The organism is Amnibacterium soli, from assembly GCF_039544415.1.
Lineage (GTDB): Bacteria > Actinomycetota > Actinomycetes > Actinomycetales > Microbacteriaceae > Amnibacterium > Amnibacterium soli.
This window is the reverse complement of record NZ_BAABLP010000004.1, coordinates 295,489-312,964: the sequence shown is the minus strand read 5'-3', so window position 1 is coordinate 312,964 and position 17,476 is coordinate 295,489. Positions and strand designations below refer to the sequence as shown.

The following is a 17,476-nucleotide window of genomic DNA, read 5'->3' as shown; positions in this document are numbered from 1 at the left end:
GCGACCGTGCCTGAGGGCGACACCGTCTACCGGACGGCGCACAACCTGCACGCGGCGCTGGCCGGCGAGGTGCTCACCTCCTGCGACGTCCGCGTGCCGAAGTACGCGACGATCGACCTCACCGGCGAGCGCGTGACCTCCGTCGGCAGCCGCGGCAAGCACCTGCTGCTGCGCACCGAGAGGGCGCTGATCCACTCCCATCTGAAGATGGAGGGGTCCTGGCACCTCTACCGCCCCGGCACCCGGTGGCGGCGGCCGGCCTTCGAGGCCCGCATCGTGCTCGGCACCGCGCCGTGGCAGGCGGTGGGCTTCGCGCTGGGCAAGCTCGAGGTGCTGCCGCTCACGCAGGAGGAGGACGTGGTCGGGTACCTCGGCCCCGACCTGCTCGGCCCCGACTGGGACGCGGCGGAGGCGCTCCGGCGCATCGAGGAGCAGCCGGAGCGCGCGATCGGCCTCGCGCTGCTCGACCAGCGGAACCTCGCGGGCGTGGGCAACGTGTACCGGAACGAGCTCTGCTTCCTCCGCGGCGTGCTGCCGACGCGGCCGGTCGACCAGGTGCCGGACCTGCCGCGCATGGTCGACCTCGCGAAGCGCACCCTCGAGGCGAACAAGAACCGCGTCGAGCGCACCCTGACGGGCGACACGCGGTCCGGCAGGCAGGACTGGGTCTACGGACGCACGGGCAAGCCCTGCCGCCGGTGCGGCACGAGGATCCTGGGCGGCACGCTCGGCGACCCCGTGCAGCCCGGCCGTGGCGCGATGGACCGCGAGATCTACTGGTGCCCGCGCTGCCAGAGCTGACCCGGCCGACACCGGGAAGAATCGCGGCATGACGAAGCGGGCCCCGACGACCCCGGCGACGCAGGCCCTCGACCGCCTGGGCCTGCCGTACACCGCGCACCCCTACGAGCACGACCGCGCAGTGGAGGGCTACGGCCTGGAAGCGGCGCGGGAGCTCGGCGCGGCGCCCGAGCAGGTCTTCAAGACGCTCGTCGTCGAGGCGGACGACCGGCTGACCGTGGCGGTGGTGCCCGTGTCGTCGATGCTCGACCTCAAGTCGCTCGCGGCGGCCGTGGGCGCGAAGCGCGCGGTCATGGCCGCGCCGGAGGCCGCGGAACGGCGCACGGGCTACGTCGTCGGCGGCATCAGCCCGTTCGGGCAGCGCACGCGCCTGCCGCTCGTGCTCGACCGCAGCGCGGAGGGCTTCCCCACGGTGTACGTCTCGGGCGGTCGGCGCGGCTTCGACCTCGAGGTGGCCCCGCAGGACCTGCTCGCGGCCACGGACGGCGTGCTCGCCCGGATCGCGGTGGCGAAGTGAGGCGGGGGCTCGTCGCCGCCGGTGTCGCGTCCGCCGGTCTGGCCGGGTACCTCGCCTGGCTCGCCCGCCATCGGGCAGCCTGGACGGTGCTGCTGACGAACCGGATCCCCGGCCACCACGTCTACTGGGGCGAGCGGGGGAAGGCGGACCCGGAGGCGCTGCTCTACGTCGCGCTCGGGGACTCGGCGGCGCTCGGCCTCGGCGCCTCCCAGCCCGAGCGCGGCTACGTCGGCATCGTCGCGGCCGAGATCGCGCGGGTGACCGGCCGGAAGGTGCGGGTGCGGAACCTCGCCATCGACGGCGCGACCTGCGCGGTGGTGCTGAGCGACGAGCTGCACCGCATCCCGAAGGCGCCCGCCGTCGTCTGCACGATCGACGTCGGGGCGAACGACGTCTGGTCCTTCGAGCCCGAGCGGTTCCGCGACGAGTTCGACCGCGTCTGCGCGGCGCTGCCGCCGGGCTCGATCGTGGCCGACCTGCCGAGCTTCAGCCCGGTGCCGATCGCGGGGCGGATCCGCACGGCGAACCGGATCGTGCACGAGGTCGTCGCGGCGCGGGGCCACGTGCTCGCACCGCTCAACACGGTGACGCGGCGAGGCGGACCGGTGATCGCGATCCGCAACGCCGCGGGCGACCTGTTCCACCCCAACGACCGCGGCCACCGGGTGTGGGCGGAGGCGTTCCTGCCCGCCGTGCGGGCGCGGCTGGCCGAGCTGCCCGAGCGGACGGGCTGAGCCGAGCGCCGGTCAGAGCATCGAGGGGGCGGCGAGTCCGCCGGACGGTCCGGGCCGCCGGTGCCGCACGGCGCCGACCAGCGCGATCAGCAGCCAGGCGGTCGCGCCGCCGAGCGCGCCGGTCGCCCCGTCGACGAGGGCGCGGGGTGAGGACGGTACGACGGGAGCGACGGCCGGCTGGATCGCGGTCAGCGCGGTGCCCTGCCGCACGGCCGGGGCGAGCGCGCCGCCGGTGCGCGCGAGCCGGTCCTGCACCCCGTTCGCGATGCGGGAGGCCTGGGCGGCCGAGGGGTCGGTGACGGCGATGCGCAGCAGCACCGTGTCCTGGACGGTCCGTGCGCTGATGCGCTGCGCGAGCGCCTCCGGCGTCGCGGTCAGGTGCAGATCCTCGACGACGTCGGCCAGCACCGGCGTGCTCGTCGCGAGCGCCGCGTAGAGGCGCCCGGCCCTCAGCGCGGCGGACGCGCCCTGCTGCAGGCTCCCCACGGACGACGGCCGGCCGACGGAGACGAAGGACGTCGCGGACGCCGTGTACATCGGGCGCGCCGTCGCCGCCACGAGCAGCCCGGCGACCGCACCCGCCGCCACGAGCGCGGCGAGGAGCACCTGGGGGCGGCGGCGCCGGTGCTCCGTCGCCCCGCTCACGGCGCGGCGGTAGCCCCGCCGGGGCGCGGAGGAAAGGCCTCAGCCCTCCGCCGCGGGCTCCCAGCCGAGCAGCCACGTGAGCCCGTACCGGTCGCGGACCTGGCCGTCCCACGCGTGCCACGGCCGCTCGGCGAGCGGGTCGACGATCCTGCCGCCCTCCGCGAGCGCGGCGAACCAGGTGCGGAGCACTTCGGGCGAGGCGGCGCCGAGCAGGGAGAACAGCAGCCCGGTGCTGCTGAAGGCGTCCTCGTCGGGTCCGGCGTCGGCGCCGTACACGGTGACCGGTCCGTCGAGCGTGCCGTGCGCGATCGCGTCCGCGGGGCCGTCGGACCGGCCGAAGTCGCCGTAGGTGTGCAGCGCGAGGTCACCGCCGAAGATCTGCTGGTACCCCGTCAGCGCCTCCCGCGCCAGGCCGGGGAACAGGATGTACGGCTTCGGCTCGGGTCCGGGCATGTCGGCAGCGTAGGACGGCGGACCGGGCAGCGGGAGGGGCGGGAGCGCTCACGACGCCCCTTCCGGAGCGCGCAGCCCCCGATCGAGGAAGTCGACCATCCATCGGAAGCTCTCGTCGACGTCCGTGCCGTACTGGAAGCCGCCCGCGGCCTCCAGCGTCGCGAAGCCGTGCAGGACGCTGCGCAGCATGCGCAACGCGTGGATCTCCTGGGCCGGGTCCAGGCCGTATCCCCGCAGGGCGGCGGCGAAGGAGGCGAGGGTGCGCTCGAGCGCGACGGCCAGCGGGTCGTCCGGACCGGTCGGGCGGATGCCGACCGTGGCCGTGTAGCGCCCCGGGTGCTGCTGCACGTAGGCGCGGACGGTCTGCGCGGCGGCGGCGAGCGCGTCCCCGCCGGCCCGCCCCTGCATCGCGTCGCGCAGGTCGTCGCCGAGCTCGGTCGCCGCGAGGATCGCGATGCGGCGGTGCAGGTCCGGCAGCGAGTCGACGTGCTTGTAGAGGGAGGGCGCCTTCACGCCGAGCCGCTCGGCGACGACGCTCATGCTCAGCTGCGCCAGGCCGATCTCGTCGGCGAGCGCCGCGGCGGCCTCGGTGACCACCGCGGCGTCGAGACCCGCTCTAGGCATCGGTGGCCGTGCCGGTCGTCGTGAGCGTGCGGGCCAGGAACGGCTGCAGCAGCGCGACCACCCGGTCGGGCGCCTCCGCATGCGGGTAGTGCCCGACGCCGTCGAGCACCGTCAGCTCGCCGTTCCCGGCCGGCAGGTCGGCGAGGATCCGCAGCCCCTCGGCGCGCGGGTCGGCCCAGTCGGGGTCGGCGTCGCCCTCGACCACGAGCACAGGGCAGCGCACGTCCGCGAGCCGGGCGCCGGCGTCCGCCGGCGAGGTCCTCGTCATCGCGCGCAGGACCGCCATGCGCTCGGGGCGGCGCAGCGCGGTCTCGATGCGGCGGCGCTCCGCCGCCCAGTCCGCGGGCTTCGCGGGGATCGCGACGTCCAGGTAGGACAGCCAGCCCTGCACGCTGCCGGCCGCCATGACCCGGATCAGCTGCAGCGAGCCGGCGCGGTGCGCGTTCTTCAGCAACCCGACGAGGTCGACGGACTGGGCGCGGGTGAAGGGCGCGAGCTCGACGACTCCGGCGACCAGCTCCGGTGCGGACGCCGCGGCGATGGTCGCCGCGCCGCCGCTGATGGACTGCCCGACGATCACCGCGGGGCCGCCAAGGTGGCGCACCAGCGCGACGAGGTCGCGAGCCATGTCGGCGCGCTCATAGCTCCGCCAGTCGGTGCTCGAGTCGCCGCATCCGCGGATGTCGAGGTTCGCCACCCGGTAGCCGGCGGCGACCAGCTGCGGCACGACGAAGCGGTAGGAGTGCCGGCTGTCGCCCATCCCGTGCGCGAGGACCACCAGGGGTCCGCTGCCCTCGAGGTCGTAGGCGAGGGTCCCCTCGTCCGTGTGCAGCTGCTCGGTCATGTCGTCCTCCACCTGGCTAATGCGTGTAGCCAGAAGCTACGAGTATTAGCTGAGCGTGTCAACAGCACCTGTCGAGGGACGACTGCGCGCAGCATGCCTCCGAGGAGCGCTGCGCGCAGTCGAGCAGATCGGCGTCGCTCGCCTCCGTCGACGGTCGAGACTCGTGGCGCGGTGGCCCGGAACGAGCTGAGGGCCCCCGATCCGCGGATCGGGGGCCCTCAGCTGCTGGCGGTGGCGGTGGGATTTGAACCCACGGATGGTTTGAGCCATCACATGTTTTCGAGACATGCTCCTTCGGCCGCTCGGACACGCCACCGCGGACGAGTGTACGGGACGAGCGGCGCCTCCGACTCGCGCAGGGCGCGTGCCGCCCGTGGAGCCCGCGTCAGACGTCGGAGCGATCCCCGTGCTGGGGGTCGACGTGCTGCAGGATCCGCTGCCACGCCGGCGCGATGACCATGTGGCCGGCGCGCGGCAGCACGGCGAGCGTCGGCGACGCGTTCCGCAGGCGGCGCTTGAACCAGCGGCCGTGCGTGCTCGGCACGATCGGGTCCTTCGCGCCGTAGACGAGCAGCGTCGGCGCCGTCACCGCGTCGAGGTCGAAGCCCCAGTCGTCGTCGAGCGAGGACAGCAGGTCGTCCGCGAGACCGATGCTCCCCTGCTCGGCGGCGTGCTGCAGCATCCGCTCCGTGCGGCTGCGCAGACCGGGACGCTCGAGCACGTGCTGATCGGCCGCGCCGCGCGCGAGCTGTTCGATGCCGCCGGGCCCGTGCTCCTGCAGCCACTGCTGCAGCCGGCGCTTGGACTCCGGCACGGTCATGCCGGACAGCTCGCGGGCCAGCTCCTTGAACGGCCGGGAGACCCACGGCACCTCGGAGTCGGGCGCGGGCGTCGCTACGAGCGCGACCCGGTCGATGAGGCCGGGGTGCTTCGCCGCGAGGCCAGCGCGGTGCGCCCCCCGGTCCCCCAGCCGACGACGCCGAGCTTGTGCAGCGGCGTGCGACCGGTCTCGCGCGCCTGCTCGATCACGAGCTCGAGGTACTCCGCGAGGTCCTCGGCCCACAGCGAGACGGAGCCGCGCTGGAAGTCGGGCAGCGGACTGGACGAGCCGTACCCGGGCCGGTCGATCGAGACGACGTGCACGCCCCAGGACGAGGTCACCGGAGGGTCGGGGTCGAAGCCGCCCGCGCCCGGCGCGGGATGGCACAGCACGACGACGCGCTCGACGGCCGGATCGCCGAACACGGTCAGGCCGAGCCGGCGCCCGTCGCGCATCGTCACCAGTCGGTCCGCCACGGCCACTCCCTGTCGTCGCGCCCGATCCTGCCGCACCCTTCCCGAGCGTGTCTCCTGTGCGTGTCGGAGCCCGCACATATCTTCGACACATGGCCGTCGCCCGCTCCCGCCCCACCCCCGCCGGCTACCGCTGCGCGGAGTGCGGCTGGCGCACGGCGAAGTGGGTCGGCCGGTGCCCGGAGTGCCAGGCCTGGGGCTCGGTGCAGGAGGCGGAGCCCGCAGCCGGGCGCGTGCAGGCCGTCGCCGTGCCCGCGTCCCGGCAGGCCAAGCCCATCGGCGAGGTGCCCATGGACACGGTGCAGCGCCGGCGCACCGGCGAGAGCGAGCTGGACCGGGTGCTCGGGGGCGGCGTCGTGCCCGGGTCGGTGATCCTGCTCTCCGGCGAGCCCGGCGTGGGCAAGAGCACCCTGCTGCTCGCCGTCGCGTCGCACGTCGCGGCGATGGGCGCGCGCGTGCTCTACGTCAGCGCGGAGGAGTCGCTCGGCCAGGTGCGGATGCGCGCGGAGCGCACCGGCACGCTCAGCCCGAACCTGTGGCTGTCGGCGGAGACCGACCTCGCCGTGGTGCTCGGGCAGATCGACCAGGTCGAGCCGCAGCTGGTCATCGTCGACTCCGTGCAGACGGTCTCGACCGCCGACGCCACCGGCATCGCGGGCGGCCCCGGGCAGGTGCGCGAGGTGGCCGCCTCCCTCACCCGCGTCGCCAAGGAGCGGGACCTGCCGATCCTGCTCGTCGGGCACGTCACGAAGGACGGCCAGATCGCGGGCCCCCGCGTGCTCGAGCACCTCGTCGACGTCGTCTGCCACTTCGAGGGCGACCGCGGCACCGCACTCCGGTTCGTGCGCGCCGTGAAGAACCGGTTCGGGCCGACCGACGAGGTCGGCTGCTTCGAGATGACCGGCGAGGGCATCGCCGGGGTCACCGACCCGAGCGGCCTGTTCCTGTCGCGCTCCATCGGCACCGAGCCCGGCACCTGCGTGACCATCGCGCTCGAGGGCCGGCGGGCGATCCCGGTGGAGGTGCAGGCCCTCGTCGTGAAGTCGAGCTCGCCCCACCCGCGCCTCGTGGTGAACGGTGTCGACTCCGCGCGCGTCTCGATGCTCATCGCGGTGCTGCAGAAGCACGGCGGGCTCAAGAACATCGGCGACTCCGACGTCTACGTCTCCACCGTCGGCGGCGTGCGCCTCACCGAGCCCGCGGTCGACCTCGCGATCGCGCTCGCGCTGGGCTCGGCGGTGACCGGCATGCCGATCCGGGGCGACGTCGCCGTCAGCGGCGAGATCAGCCTCGCCGGCGAGATCCGGCCCGCGAACCAGGCCGCGCGGCGGGAGGCGGAGGCGAAGCGCCTCGGCTACACGACACTGCTCGGGCCCGACCTCGCCAGGCTGCGCGACGCGATCGTCGCGGCCGTCAGCAGCTGAGCCCGGCCGGGTCCCGATCGCCTCGCGGCGGTCGGGACCCGGCGGCGCTCACGGCTGGGACTCGACGTCCGGCGCGTCCCAGTCCGGCATCGTCGGAATGCTCGCGGTGAGCAGCGAGCCGTCGTCCCGGCGGGTCTCCGCCCACTGCTGGGTCGTCGGGCGCCCTTGCAGCAGCGGCCCCTGGCCGTGCAGCCGCACGCGGAGCACGGACCCGGCCTGCGCCGTGTGCTTCTCGCCCCGCACCGACAGCTCGACGTCGCCGCCCGACTGCACCGCGATCGTCAGCTCCGTGCGCGTCAGCGTCACGAGCAGGCGGCTGCCCTGCCAGCGGAGGCGGAACCGCAGGTTCGTCCAGGCGGCGGGCAGCCGCGGGTCGAACGTGAGGTGGCCGCCGGAGTCGCGCAGGCCGCCGAAGCCGTAGGCCAGCGCGCTCCACACCCCGCCCGTCGAGGCGACGTGCACGCCGTCGCTCGCGTTGTTGTGCAGGTCGTCGAGGTCGACGAACAGCGAGTGCTCGAAGTACTCCATCGCGAGGTCGCGGTAGCCGATCTCGGCCGCGATGATCGACTGGACCACGGCCGACAGCGTCGAGTCGCCCGTCGTCAGCGGGTCGTAGTAGTCGAAGTCCGCGCGCTTCATCTCATCGGAGAACTCGTCGGCGAGCAGGAACAGCGCCAGCACCACGTCCGCCTGCTTCAGCACCTGGAAGCGGTAGATCACGAGCGGGTGGTAGTGCAGCAGCAGCGGCAGCTTGTCCGGGGGCGTGTTCTCCAGGTCCCAGACCTCGCGGTCGAGGAAGTGCGCGTCCTGCGGGTGGATGGTGAAGGCCTTCGAGTAGGGGATCACCATCGCCTCGGCGGCACGCTCCCACTCCCCGATCTCCGACTCGTCGAAGCCGACGCGGTCGACCATCCGGGCGTACGCCTCCGGGAACTGGTCCGCGACCACGCGCACGCTCTCGGCGGCGTACCGGAGGTTGAAGCGCGCCATCACGTTCGTGAACAGGTTGTCGTTGACGACCGTCGTGTACTCGTCGGGCCCCGTCACGCCGTGGATGTGGAACGAGCTGCCCTCGGTGTGGCGCCAGAAGCCCAGCGTCGTCCAGAGGCGGGCGGTCTCCACGACCATGTCGATCGCGCCGCGGGCCAGGAAGTCCGCGTCGCCCGTCGCGCGCACGTACTTCGCGATGGCGTAGGTCACGTCGGCGTTGATGTGGTACTGCGCGGTGCCGGCCGCGTAGTAGGCCGACGCCTCCTCGCCGCTGATCGTGCGCCAGGGGAACAGCGCGCCGCCCTCGTTCAGCTGGCGCGCCCGCTTCCGGGCGGCGGGCAGCATCCGCTCGCGCATCTTCAACGCGTTGCGGGCGAAGAGCGGGCTCGTGTACGTGAGGAAGGGCATCACGTAGATCTCGGTGTCCCAGAAGTAGTGGCCGCTGTAGCCGCTGCCCGTGAGGCCCTTCGCCGGGATGCCGCTCGAGTCCGCGCGGGCCGACGCCTGCGCGAGCTGGAACAGGTTCCACCGCACCGCCTGCTGGATCGCCGGCTGGTCGGCGATCTCGACGTCGCTGCGCTCCCAGAACGCGTCGAGCCACTCGCGCTGGAGCTGGCGCTGCTCGTCCGCCCCGGACTCGATGACGCGGTCCAGCAGACGCTGGCCGCGGTCGATGAGCTCGCGCGGAGGCACGCTGCGGGAGGTGTGGTACGCCACGAACTTCGTGAGCTTGACCGGCACGCCCGCCTTGGCGCGCACCTGGTAGACGTTCTTCGCGATGTCGGGCGCGATCGAGGGGCGCATCTGCACCTCGTTCTCCGTCTCGATCACGTGGTCCGTGACGACGGAGAGCGTCATGTGCGAGTGCGTGACCCGGTAGCTGAGCACGCTGCGGTCGTCCTGCTGCCAGTACTCGACGGGCTGCAGCACGCGCTCGGCGAGCCGCTCCGCGCGGCGCGGGTCGAAGCCGGCCCCGCCCTCCTCCGTCGGCAGGGTGCGGCCGAACTCGTCCTCGCCGTCCTGCCGGTTGAGGCTCTGGCTCGACAGCACGACGGTGGCGTCGGCGTTCTCGACCGTGACCTCGAAGGACATCACCGCCAGGTGGCGCTCGACGAACGACACCATGCGGTCCGAGCGCACGCGCACGCGCTTGCCGGAGGGGGTGAGCCACAGCAGGTCGCGGCGCAGCACGCCGGCGCGGAAGTCGAGCGCCCGCTCGAAGGTCAGCAGCTCCGCGACGTCGAGCACGAGCGGCTCGTCGTCGACGTACAGCCGGATGATCTTCGTGTCCGGCACGTTCACGATGGTCTGGCCGACCTCCGCGAAGCCGTACGCCTGCTCGGCGTGACGGATCGGCCACACCTCGTGGAACCCGTTGATGAAGGTGCCGTGCTCGTGGGCGTCGCGCCCCTCCGAGCTGTTGCCCCGCATGCCGAGGTAGCCGTTGGCGACGGTGAAGATGGTCTCCCCGAGGCCCATCCGGTCCTCGGACCAGATGCGTTCGACGAGCTGCCACTCGTCGATGGGGAAGCGGTCGCGGTCGATCACTGCGGAGCGCCCTTCTGCTCGGCGAGCAGGTCGGCGAGGTCGCCGACCACGAGATCGGCGCCCGCATCGCGGAGCGCCGCCGACCCGACGCCGCGGTCGACGCCGACCACGAGTCCGAACCCGCCGGCCGCACCGGCTGCGACGCCCGAGACGGCGTCCTCAACGACCACGGCGTTCGCCGGGTCGACCTGCAGCCGGGCGGCGCCGGCCAGGAAGATGTCCGGCCGCGGCTTGCCGGGCAGGCCCTCGTCGTGGGCGACGACGCCGTCGACGATCACCGGGAAGCGGTCGCCGAGGTGCGCGGCGGCCAGCACCGGCACGGCGTTCTTCGAGCTGGACACCACGGCCGCGGGGATGCCGAGCGCCGCGAGCCGGTCGAGCACCGCGAGGGAGCCGGGGTAGGCGGCGATGCCCTCCGCCTCGAGCAGCGAGGAGAAGTAGCCGTTCTTCCGGTTGCCGATGCCGCAGACCGTGTCGGCGTCGTCGGGGTCGCTCGGGTCGCCCCAGGGCACCTCGATGCCGCGGGAGGCGAGCAGCGCGGCCACGCCGTCGTAGCGGGGGCGGCCGTCGAGGTGCCGGAAGTAGTCCTGGTCCGTGTACGGCGGCTGCACGCCCCGGTCGCGGAAGAGCTGCTCGAACATGCGCGCCCAGGCCCGCATGTGGACCTCGGCGGTCGGCGTGATCACGCCGTCGAGGTCGAACAGCACGGCTGCGGCGCCGAAGAACGTGAGGCGCTCGCTGCTCAACGCACTCCCCAGGGTCGGCGCGATTCCGTCAGGGTGAGCGCGAGGTCCGTCCGCGCTCCGGACCGCGGGGCAAGCCTAGACGTGCGGAGGGCCGGGGATCGCGGGTCCCAGCACCTTGAGCATCCGAGTGTTGCCGAGGGTGTTCGGCTTCACGCGCGCGAGGTCGAGGAACTCGGCCACGCCCTCGTCGCCGGAGCGCGCCAGCTCGAAGACGACGTCGGGTCCGACGATGCCCTCGCCGACGGGTGCGTACCCGTGCGCGGCGAAGAAGTCGACCTCGAAGGTGAGGCAGAAGAGCTTGTTCACGCCGAGCTCCTCGGCGTCCTCCTCGAGGCGCTCGACGAGCGCGTGCCCGACCCGGCGGCGACGCCACCCCGGGTCCACCGCGAGCGTGCGCACCTCCGCGAGGTCGTCCCACATCACGTGCAGCGCGCCGCAGCCGACGACGGCGCCGGTGTCGGCGTCCTCCGCGATCCGGAACTCCTGCACGGCGCCGTAGAACACGGCGGAGTCCTTGCCGAGCAGGATGCGCTGCTCGACGAGCGGGCCGACGAGGCGCTGGATCTCCGGCACGTCCTTCACGCGGGCACGCCGGACGAAGAAGGAGGGCTCGGGCACGTCCTCGATCCTTCCACGCCCCCTCTTTCATCTCTCCGGAGTTCTGGCAGCGGCGGAGCCGCGCCAGGACTCCGTGAGGATGAAACGACGAAGGGCGCCCCACCCTGAGGTGGAGCGCCCTTCGTCGTGACTGCGCCTGCGCGCGGGGAGTGCTACTCCGCGGCGGTGTCGCTGCCGTCGGTGATCGCACCGGCGGCCGCGCCGACCAGCTCGCCGCGCTTGCTCGTCGCGAAGACGAACTGCCCGTCCTGGTAGTCGACGTGCACGTGGTCGCCCGCGTTGAGCTCGCCGTGCAGGATCTTCTCGCTCAGCTTGTCCTCGACCTCGTGCTGCACCGCGCGGCGCAGCGGGCGGGCGCCGAGGGCCGGGTCGAACCCGACCTCGATCAGCCGCTCCTTGGCCGGGATGGTGAGCTCGACCGTGAGGTCGCGGTCCAGCATCCGGTCGCTGAGGCGCTTGATGAACAGGTCGACGATCTGCAGCAGCTCGGGCTTGGTGAGCTGCGGGAAGACGATCATCTCGTCGACGCGGTTCAGGAACTCGGGCTTGAAGTGGCGCTTCAGCTCCTCGTTCACCTTGGAGCGCATGCGGTCGTAGTCGGTGGCCGTGTCGCCCGCGGCGACGAAGCCGACCGGACCGCCCGAGATCTGGGCGGTGCCGAGGTTCGTCGTCATGATGATCACGGTGTTCTTGAAGTCGACGACGCGACCCTGACCGTCCGTCAACCGGCCCTCCTCCAGGATCTGGAGGAGCGAGTTGAAGATGTCCGGGTGGGCCTTCTCGATCTCGTCGAACAGGACCACGGAGAACGGCTTGCGGCGCACCTTCTCGGTGAGCTGCCCGCCCTCCTCGAACCCGACGAACCCGGGAGGGGCACCGAACAGGCGCGACACGGTGTGCTTCTCGCCGTACTCGCTCATGTCGAGGGAGATCAGCGCGTTCTCGTCGTCGAACAGGAACTCCGCGAGGGCCTTGGCCAGCTCCGTCTTCCCGACGCCGGTGGGGCCGGCGAAGATGAACGAGCCGGAGGGGCGCTTCGGGTCCTTCAGACCGGCGCGGGTGCGGCGGATGGTCTTGGCGAGGACCGAGATGGCCTCCTCCTGACCCACGACGCGCTCGTGCAGCGCCTTCTCCATGAAGATGAGCCGGCTCGACTCCTCCTCCGTGAGCTTGAACACCGGGATGCCGGTCGCCTGGGCGAGCACCTCGGCGATCAGGCCCTCGTCGACCTCGGCCGTCGTCTTCACGTCGCCGGAGCGCCACTGCTTCTCGAGGCGCAGCCGCTCGCCGAGGAGGTTCTTCTCCTCGTCGCGCAGGCCGGCGGCCTTCTCGAAGTCCTGGTCCTCGATCGCGGCCTCCTTGGCCGCGCGGACCAGCGCGATCTTCTCGTCGAACTCCCGCAGCTCCGGCGGCGCCGACAGGATCGACAGGCGCAGGCGGGCGCCGGCCTCGTCGATCAGGTCGATGGCCTTGTCCGGCAGGAACCGGTCGGAGATGTAGCGGTCGGCGAGGTTCGCCGCGGCGACGATCGCGCCGTCGGTGATGGACACCTTGTGGTGCGCCTCGTAGCGGTCGCGCAGCCCCTTGAGGATGTTGATCGCGTGGGGCAGCGACGGCTCCTGCACCTGGATCGGCTGGAAGCGGCGCTCGAGCGCGGCGTCCTTCTCGAAGTGCTTGCGGTACTCGTCGAGCGTGGTCGCGCCGATGGTCTGCAGCTCACCGCGGGCGAGCAGCGGCTTGAGGATCGACGCGGCGTCGATGGCCCCCTCCGCCGCACCGGCGCCGACGAGGGTGTGGATCTCGTCGATGAAGGTGATGATGTCGCCGCGGGTGCGGATCTCCTTGGTGACCTTCTTCAGGCGCTCCTCGAAGTCGCCGCGGTAGCGGGAACCGGCGATGAGCGAGCCGAGGTCGAGCGTGTAGAGCTGCTTGTCCTTCAGCGTCTCCGGCACGTCGCCGCGCACGATCGCCTGGGCGAGGCCCTCGACGACGGCGGTCTTGCCGACGCCGGGCTCGCCGATGAGGACCGGGTTGTTCTTCGAGCGGCGCGACAGGATCTGCATCACGCGCTCGATCTCCTTCTCGCGCCCGATGACCGGGTCGAGCTTGCCGTCGCGCGCGGCCTGGGTGAGGTTGCGGCCGAACTGGTCGAGGATCTGCGACCCCTGCGCCTGCTGCTGCGCCTCGCCGCCGACGGCGACCTGCTCCTTGCCCTGGTAGCCGGAGAGCAGCTGGATGACCTGCTGCCGCACGCGGTTCAGGTCCGCACCGAGCTTGACGAGCACCTGCGCGGCGACGCCCTCGCCCTCGCGGATGAGGCCGAGCAGGATGTGCTCGGTCCCGATGTAGTTGTGGCCGAGCTGCAGCGCCTCGCGGAGGGACAGCTCGAGGACCTTCTTCGCGCGGGGCGTGAAGGGGATGTGGCCGGTCGGCTGCTGCTGACCCTGGCCGATGATGTCCTGGACCTGCTCGCGCACGGCGTCCAGGGAGATGCCGAGGGACTCGAGCGCCTTCGCGGCGACTCCCTCGCCCTCGTGGATCAGGCCGAGCAGGATGTGCTCGGTCCCGATGTAGTTGTGGTTGAGCATCTTGGCCTCTTCCTGGGCCAGGACGACGACTCGGCGGGCTCGATCGGTGAAGCGCTCGAACATGCTGTGGCTCCTCGCTTGCCCGGACACCCGGGCGACGTCTGGACGCCAAGACGGTGTCCCGCCGGCGTCACAACGAGGCTACGGCGCACCCCGCCGGTGCCAGGCGCCTGTTCGCCTGGGGCTTACCCCGCGTCGCGGCCGCACCGCGGGCACCGGCCGGGCGCGTCACAGGATCGGGTGCCGCAGCACGAGGTGCGCGTTGTCGATCCACCCGGTGCGCCCCGCGATGCGGACGAGGTACCGCGTGCGCCTGCTGTCGATCACCTCCACCTTCGTGCCGGCGCGGTAGGTGCCGAGCACGCGGGAGGACCGGGACGCCGCGACGGTGAGCACCAGCCTCCCCGTCGCCCGCATCTGCTGCCGGTCGTACACGAAGGGCGCGCGGCCCGCGCCCTCGAGCTCCCGGTAGACCGCCTTCGAGATCCGGGTGATGGCGTGCGTCGTCGCGCCGTTCGACCCCATCACGACGAGCACGTACCGGCTGCGCGGGCCCCACACGACCGCGGAGTCGGTCTGCACGATCCCCGTCCTCGTCCAGAGCGTGCCCGGCTTCGACGCCTGGCGCACGCCGTCCGGCAGCCCGGGCGGGATCGCCTCCCGCCACACCTGCGTCTCGAGCAGGCGCAGGAACCGCGCGCTCGACGCCTTCGACACGAGCTGCCCGCGGGCGAGCCGGGTCAGCACCCGCGCGACGTCGGCGGTCGTCGTGGTCTTCGTGCGGTGCCCGTCGTACCAGAAGGTGGTGCCGGTGAAGCCGTGGCCGTGCAGCAGCCGGTTCAGCCATGCGGTGCCGACGCGCTGCCGCAGGTCGGTCGCGCAGTAGTTGTCCGACGGCTCGATCATCGCGCGGAGGCAGGCGCGCACCGTGAGGCCGGAGGCGAGCCGGCTGTCGTAGGAGAGCGTGCCCTGGTCGATGCGCGTGAAGACGCCGTAGGCGACGAAGAGCTTGAAGATCGAGGCCGGCTCGCGGTGCTCCGCCGCATCGATCCGCACGAGGCGGGCGCCGCCGTCGAGCTCGCGCGCCTCGACGGTGTAGCGGCCGGGCAGCCGCTTCAGCAGCGCGGCGAGCGACGCGCGGAGGCGCCGCTCGGAGGTCGCGCCGGGCTGCACGGTCGCGGGCTCCGATGCCGCAACGACCTGCTGGCCGCCGACCGTCGCGCTGACCGTCGCGGTCACGCGGTGCCCCACGTCGGACGCGGCGAGGCGCAGCCGCTCGTCCGTGCCGCCGGCGATCGTCCTGCCGTCGCGCATCCACTGCACCGAGGCGCCGGAGGCGGTGCCGCCCCAGTCGATCCGGCCCGCGTCGATGCGCAGCGTCGCGCCGTCCCGGTACGTGCCCTGCACCGCGATCGGAGCGGGCGCCGTCGAGCCCGCTCCGACCGCCTGTGCCGGTGCGACCCCGCCGAGCGTCAGCGCCACGGCGAGGACCCCACCTGTCAGCGCGATGCGCATCGTGTCCCCCGTCGGCCGCCGGGTTCCCCCGAACCGGCTGCCGAGAAGGAGCATGCCGCCTGGCGCATGCGGCCGCACCGAGCGACATCAGCCCAGTCCGGGTGAGCCCCGACCGGGTGCCCGGGGCCTCGTCGGCGGGTCAGGCGACGCGGCGGAGGAGGGTGCCGGAGCCGCCGAAGACCAGCAGCCAGCTCAGGTAGGCGTTGAAGACGGCCTTGCGCACGATGTCCCCTTCCGGCCGCTCACCCCGCGCGGCGGCCATGGAACGAGCATCGCGGCCGGCGGCGGGGGACGCACGATCCCAGTCGAGGTGCGACGCGAGGGGGTGCGACGCCGTGGGGTGCCGCTCGACGGGGTGACGCCCGAAGGAGGAGGAGCGCCGCGGAGGGGCGGGTCAGCCCCGGTGGGCGTCGCGCTCGGCCTCGGCGAGGAGGCGGGCGTCCTCCTGGGCCTCGATGCGGGCCTGCGCCTCGCGCTCGGTGCGGTCGGAGCGCAGGATCGCGCGCATCACGAACCAGAACACCAGCGAGACGGCGATGGTGGGCACGATCGCCCACAGGCCCTCGTCCCAGCCGCCGATCGCTCCCACACGGCGAGGGTACGCCCCCGGCGGGGAGCCGCCGTGCGGAGCGGCGCCCTACTTGACGAGCGGGAACAGGATCGTCTCGCGGATGCCCTCGCCCGTGAGGGCCATCAGCAGCCGGTCGACGCCCATGCCCAGCCCGCCGGTCGGCGGCATGCCGAACTCGAGGGCGCGGAGGAAGTCCTCGTCGAGCCGCATCGCCTCCGGGTCGCCGCCGGAGGCGAGCAGCGCCTGCTCGACGAAGCGCTGCCGCTGGATGATCGGGTCGGTGAGCTCGGAGTAGCCGGTCGCGAGCTCGAAGCCGCGCACGTACAGGTCGAACTTCTCGACGACGCCGGGGATCGTGCGGTGGTCGCGCACGAGCGGCGAGGTGTCGACGGGGAAGTCCATGACGAACGTGGGCCGCTGCAGGCCCGGCTTCACGAAGTGCTCCCAGAGCTCCTCGACGTACTTGCCGCGGATCGGGTGCGCGACCTCGATCTCGAGGCGGTCCGCGAGGGCGACGAGCTCCTCCGTGGGCGTCTCCGGCGTGATCTCCACGCCGGCGGCCGCCGACAGCGACGGGTACATCGAGATGCGGTCCCACTGCCCGCCGAGGTCGAACTCGGTGCCGTCGGTCCAGGTCACGGTCGTCGAGCCGCCGACCGCGAGCGCGGCGTGCTGCACGAGGTCCTGCACCAGGTCGGCGATGCCGTGGTAGTCGGAGTAGGTCTCGTAGGACTCGAGCATCGCGAACTCGGGCGAGTGCGTGGAGTCCGCGCCCTCGTTGCGGAAGTTGCGGTTGATCTCGAAGACCCGCTCGAGGCCGCCGACGACCGCGCGCTTCAGGAACAGCTCCGGTGCGATGCGGAGGAACAGGTCGGTGTCGAACGCGTTCGAGTGCGTCACGAACGGGCGGGCGGAGGCGCCGCCGTGCTGCGTCTGCAGCATCGGGGTCTCCAGCTCGATGTAGCCGCGCTCGGCGAACGTGGCGCGCATGGAGGCGACGGCGGCGGCGCGCGTGAGCACCATGCGCCGGGCCGCGGGGCGGGCGATGAGGTCGAGGTAGCGGCTGCGGACCCGCGTCTCCTCCGACAGCTCGGTGTGCAGGTTCGGCAGGGGCAGCAGCGCCTTGGCGGCGACGCGCCATTCGTGCACCATGACCGAGAGCTCGCCGCGGCGGGAGGTGATGACCTCGCCCCGCACGAACAGCTGGTCGCCGAGGTCCACGACGCCCTTCCAGTCGGCGAGGGACTCCTCCCCCACCTGCGCCAGGCTCACCATGGCCTGGATCCGGCTGCCGTCGCCGGCCTGCAGCGCCGCGAAGCAGAGCTTGCCCGTGTTGCGGAGGTGCACGATGCGGCCGGCCAGGCCGACGGTCTCGCCGGTCGCGACGTCCGTCTCGAGGTCGGCGAAGCGCTCGCGGACCGCGGCGATCGTGTCGGTCACGGGCACGCCGACCGGGTAGGCCTGCTCGCCGCGCTCGATCAGCCGGGCGCGCTTCGCGAGCCGGACCTCGCGCTGCTCGTTCGTGTCGTCGGCGGTGCGGTCATCGCCATCGGCGTCGGCCATGC

Annotated in this window: 18 protein-coding genes and 1 tRNA gene; 4 read left to right on the top strand and 15 right to left on the bottom strand. The window is 72.9% G+C overall.

What is annotated here, in order from left to right; genetic code table 11:
- The first annotated feature begins 6 nt into the window (after window positions 1-6).
- The 3 genes from ABEA53_RS11035 to ABEA53_RS11025 are packed head-to-tail and all read left to right on the top strand — an operon-like array spanning window position 7 to window position 2,052.
- Complete coding sequence (locus ABEA53_RS11035) at window positions 7-801, top strand: DNA-formamidopyrimidine glycosylase family protein (protein ID WP_345481214.1); 795 nt, start codon at window positions 7-9, stop codon at window positions 799-801.
- Between the two features lie 28 nt (window positions 802-829).
- The gene (gene ybaK, locus ABEA53_RS11030) at window positions 830-1,318 is read left to right on the top strand and encodes a Cys-tRNA(Pro) deacylase (RefSeq protein WP_345481213.1); all 489 of its coding nucleotides are present in this window, start codon (window positions 830-832) and stop codon (window positions 1,316-1,318) included.
- The gene (locus ABEA53_RS11025; RefSeq protein ID WP_345481212.1) at window positions 1,315-2,052 is read left to right on the top strand and encodes an SGNH/GDSL hydrolase family protein; all 738 of its coding nucleotides are present in this window, start codon (window positions 1,315-1,317) and stop codon (window positions 2,050-2,052) included. The genes ybaK and ABEA53_RS11025 overlap by 4 nt, the downstream gene beginning before the upstream one ends.
- Before the next feature lie 12 nt (window positions 2,053-2,064).
- On the opposite strand, the gene ABEA53_RS11020 is transcribed toward ABEA53_RS11025, so the two are convergent.
- The 7 genes from ABEA53_RS11020 to ABEA53_RS10990 form a co-directional block, all read right to left on the bottom strand.
- Window positions 2,065-2,697 (bottom strand): YveK family protein, encoded by a 633-nt coding sequence (locus tag ABEA53_RS11020; RefSeq protein WP_345481211.1) that lies wholly within the window; start codon window positions 2,695-2,697, stop codon window positions 2,065-2,067.
- A 39-nt stretch (window positions 2,698-2,736) separates the two neighbouring features.
- Complete coding sequence (locus ABEA53_RS11015; RefSeq protein ID WP_345481210.1) at window positions 2,737-3,150, bottom strand: VOC family protein; 414 nt, start codon at window positions 3,148-3,150, stop codon at window positions 2,737-2,739.
- 48 nt (window positions 3,151-3,198) lie between these two features.
- Window positions 3,199-3,774 carry a TetR-like C-terminal domain-containing protein gene (locus tag ABEA53_RS11010; RefSeq protein ID WP_345481209.1) on the bottom strand — a complete coding sequence of 192 codons (576 nt, stop codon included), beginning with the start codon at window positions 3,772-3,774 and terminating at the stop codon, window positions 3,199-3,201.
- Window positions 3,767-4,618 carry an alpha/beta fold hydrolase gene (locus ABEA53_RS11005; RefSeq protein ID WP_345481208.1) on the bottom strand — a complete coding sequence of 284 codons (852 nt, stop codon included), beginning with the start codon at window positions 4,616-4,618 and terminating at the stop codon, window positions 3,767-3,769. The genes ABEA53_RS11010 and ABEA53_RS11005 overlap by 8 nt, the downstream gene beginning before the upstream one ends.
- 226 nt (window positions 4,619-4,844) lie before the next feature.
- Window positions 4,845-4,934, bottom strand: a tRNA-Ser gene (locus tag ABEA53_RS11000).
- Between the two features lie 69 nt (window positions 4,935-5,003).
- Entirely contained in the window at window positions 5,004-5,489 is a 486-nt protein-coding gene (locus ABEA53_RS10995) for an alpha/beta fold hydrolase (protein ID WP_345481207.1), read from the bottom strand.
- 23 nt (window positions 5,490-5,512) lie between these two features.
- Window positions 5,513-5,914, bottom strand: a complete 402-nt coding sequence (locus ABEA53_RS10990; RefSeq protein ID WP_345481206.1) for an alpha/beta fold hydrolase — start codon at window positions 5,912-5,914, stop codon at window positions 5,513-5,515.
- A gap of 89 nt (window positions 5,915-6,003) precedes the next feature.
- On the opposite strand from ABEA53_RS10990, the gene radA reads away from it, so the two are divergent.
- Window positions 6,004-7,335 (top strand): DNA repair protein RadA, encoded by a 1,332-nt coding sequence (gene radA / locus ABEA53_RS10985; protein WP_345481205.1) that lies wholly within the window; start codon window positions 6,004-6,006, stop codon window positions 7,333-7,335.
- A gap of 48 nt (window positions 7,336-7,383) precedes the next feature.
- On the opposite strand, the gene ABEA53_RS10980 is transcribed toward radA, so the two are convergent.
- The 8 genes from ABEA53_RS10980 to lysS form a co-directional block, all read right to left on the bottom strand.
- A complete protein-coding gene (locus ABEA53_RS10980; protein WP_345481204.1) occupies window positions 7,384-9,873 on the bottom strand; it encodes a glycoside hydrolase family 65 protein in 2,490 nt (829 codons plus the stop codon).
- Window positions 9,870-10,619, bottom strand: a complete 750-nt coding sequence (locus ABEA53_RS10975) for an HAD family hydrolase (RefSeq protein WP_345481203.1) — start codon at window positions 10,617-10,619, stop codon at window positions 9,870-9,872. The genes ABEA53_RS10980 and ABEA53_RS10975 overlap by 4 nt, the downstream gene beginning before the upstream one ends.
- Window positions 10,620-10,694: 75 nt before the next feature.
- A complete protein-coding gene (locus ABEA53_RS10970; protein ID WP_345481202.1) occupies window positions 10,695-11,237 on the bottom strand; it encodes an amino-acid N-acetyltransferase in 543 nt (180 codons plus the stop codon).
- Between the two features lie 152 nt (window positions 11,238-11,389).
- Window positions 11,390-13,888: an ATP-dependent Clp protease ATP-binding subunit gene (locus ABEA53_RS10965; RefSeq protein ID WP_345481201.1), complete on the bottom strand. Its 2,499-nt coding sequence runs from the start codon at window positions 13,886-13,888 to the stop codon at window positions 11,390-11,392.
- A 165-nt stretch (window positions 13,889-14,053) separates the two neighbouring features.
- Entirely contained in the window at window positions 14,054-15,340 is a 1,287-nt protein-coding gene (locus ABEA53_RS10960) for a serine hydrolase (RefSeq protein WP_345481200.1), read from the bottom strand.
- Window positions 15,341-15,479: 139 nt separating this feature from the next.
- Window positions 15,480-15,602, bottom strand: coding sequence for a hypothetical protein (locus ABEA53_RS10955; RefSeq protein WP_345481199.1), 123 nt, complete (start codon window positions 15,600-15,602; stop codon window positions 15,480-15,482).
- Window positions 15,603-15,734: 132 nt separating this feature from the next.
- The gene (locus ABEA53_RS10950; RefSeq protein WP_345481197.1) at window positions 15,735-15,929 is read right to left on the bottom strand and encodes a hypothetical protein; all 195 of its coding nucleotides are present in this window, start codon (window positions 15,927-15,929) and stop codon (window positions 15,735-15,737) included.
- 48 nt (window positions 15,930-15,977) lie between these two features.
- On the bottom strand, window positions 15,978-17,474 hold the full coding sequence (gene lysS, locus ABEA53_RS10945; protein WP_345481195.1) for a lysine--tRNA ligase: 1,497 nt from the start codon (window positions 17,472-17,474) through the stop codon (window positions 15,978-15,980).
- Between the last annotated feature and the right edge of the window lie 2 nt (window positions 17,475-17,476).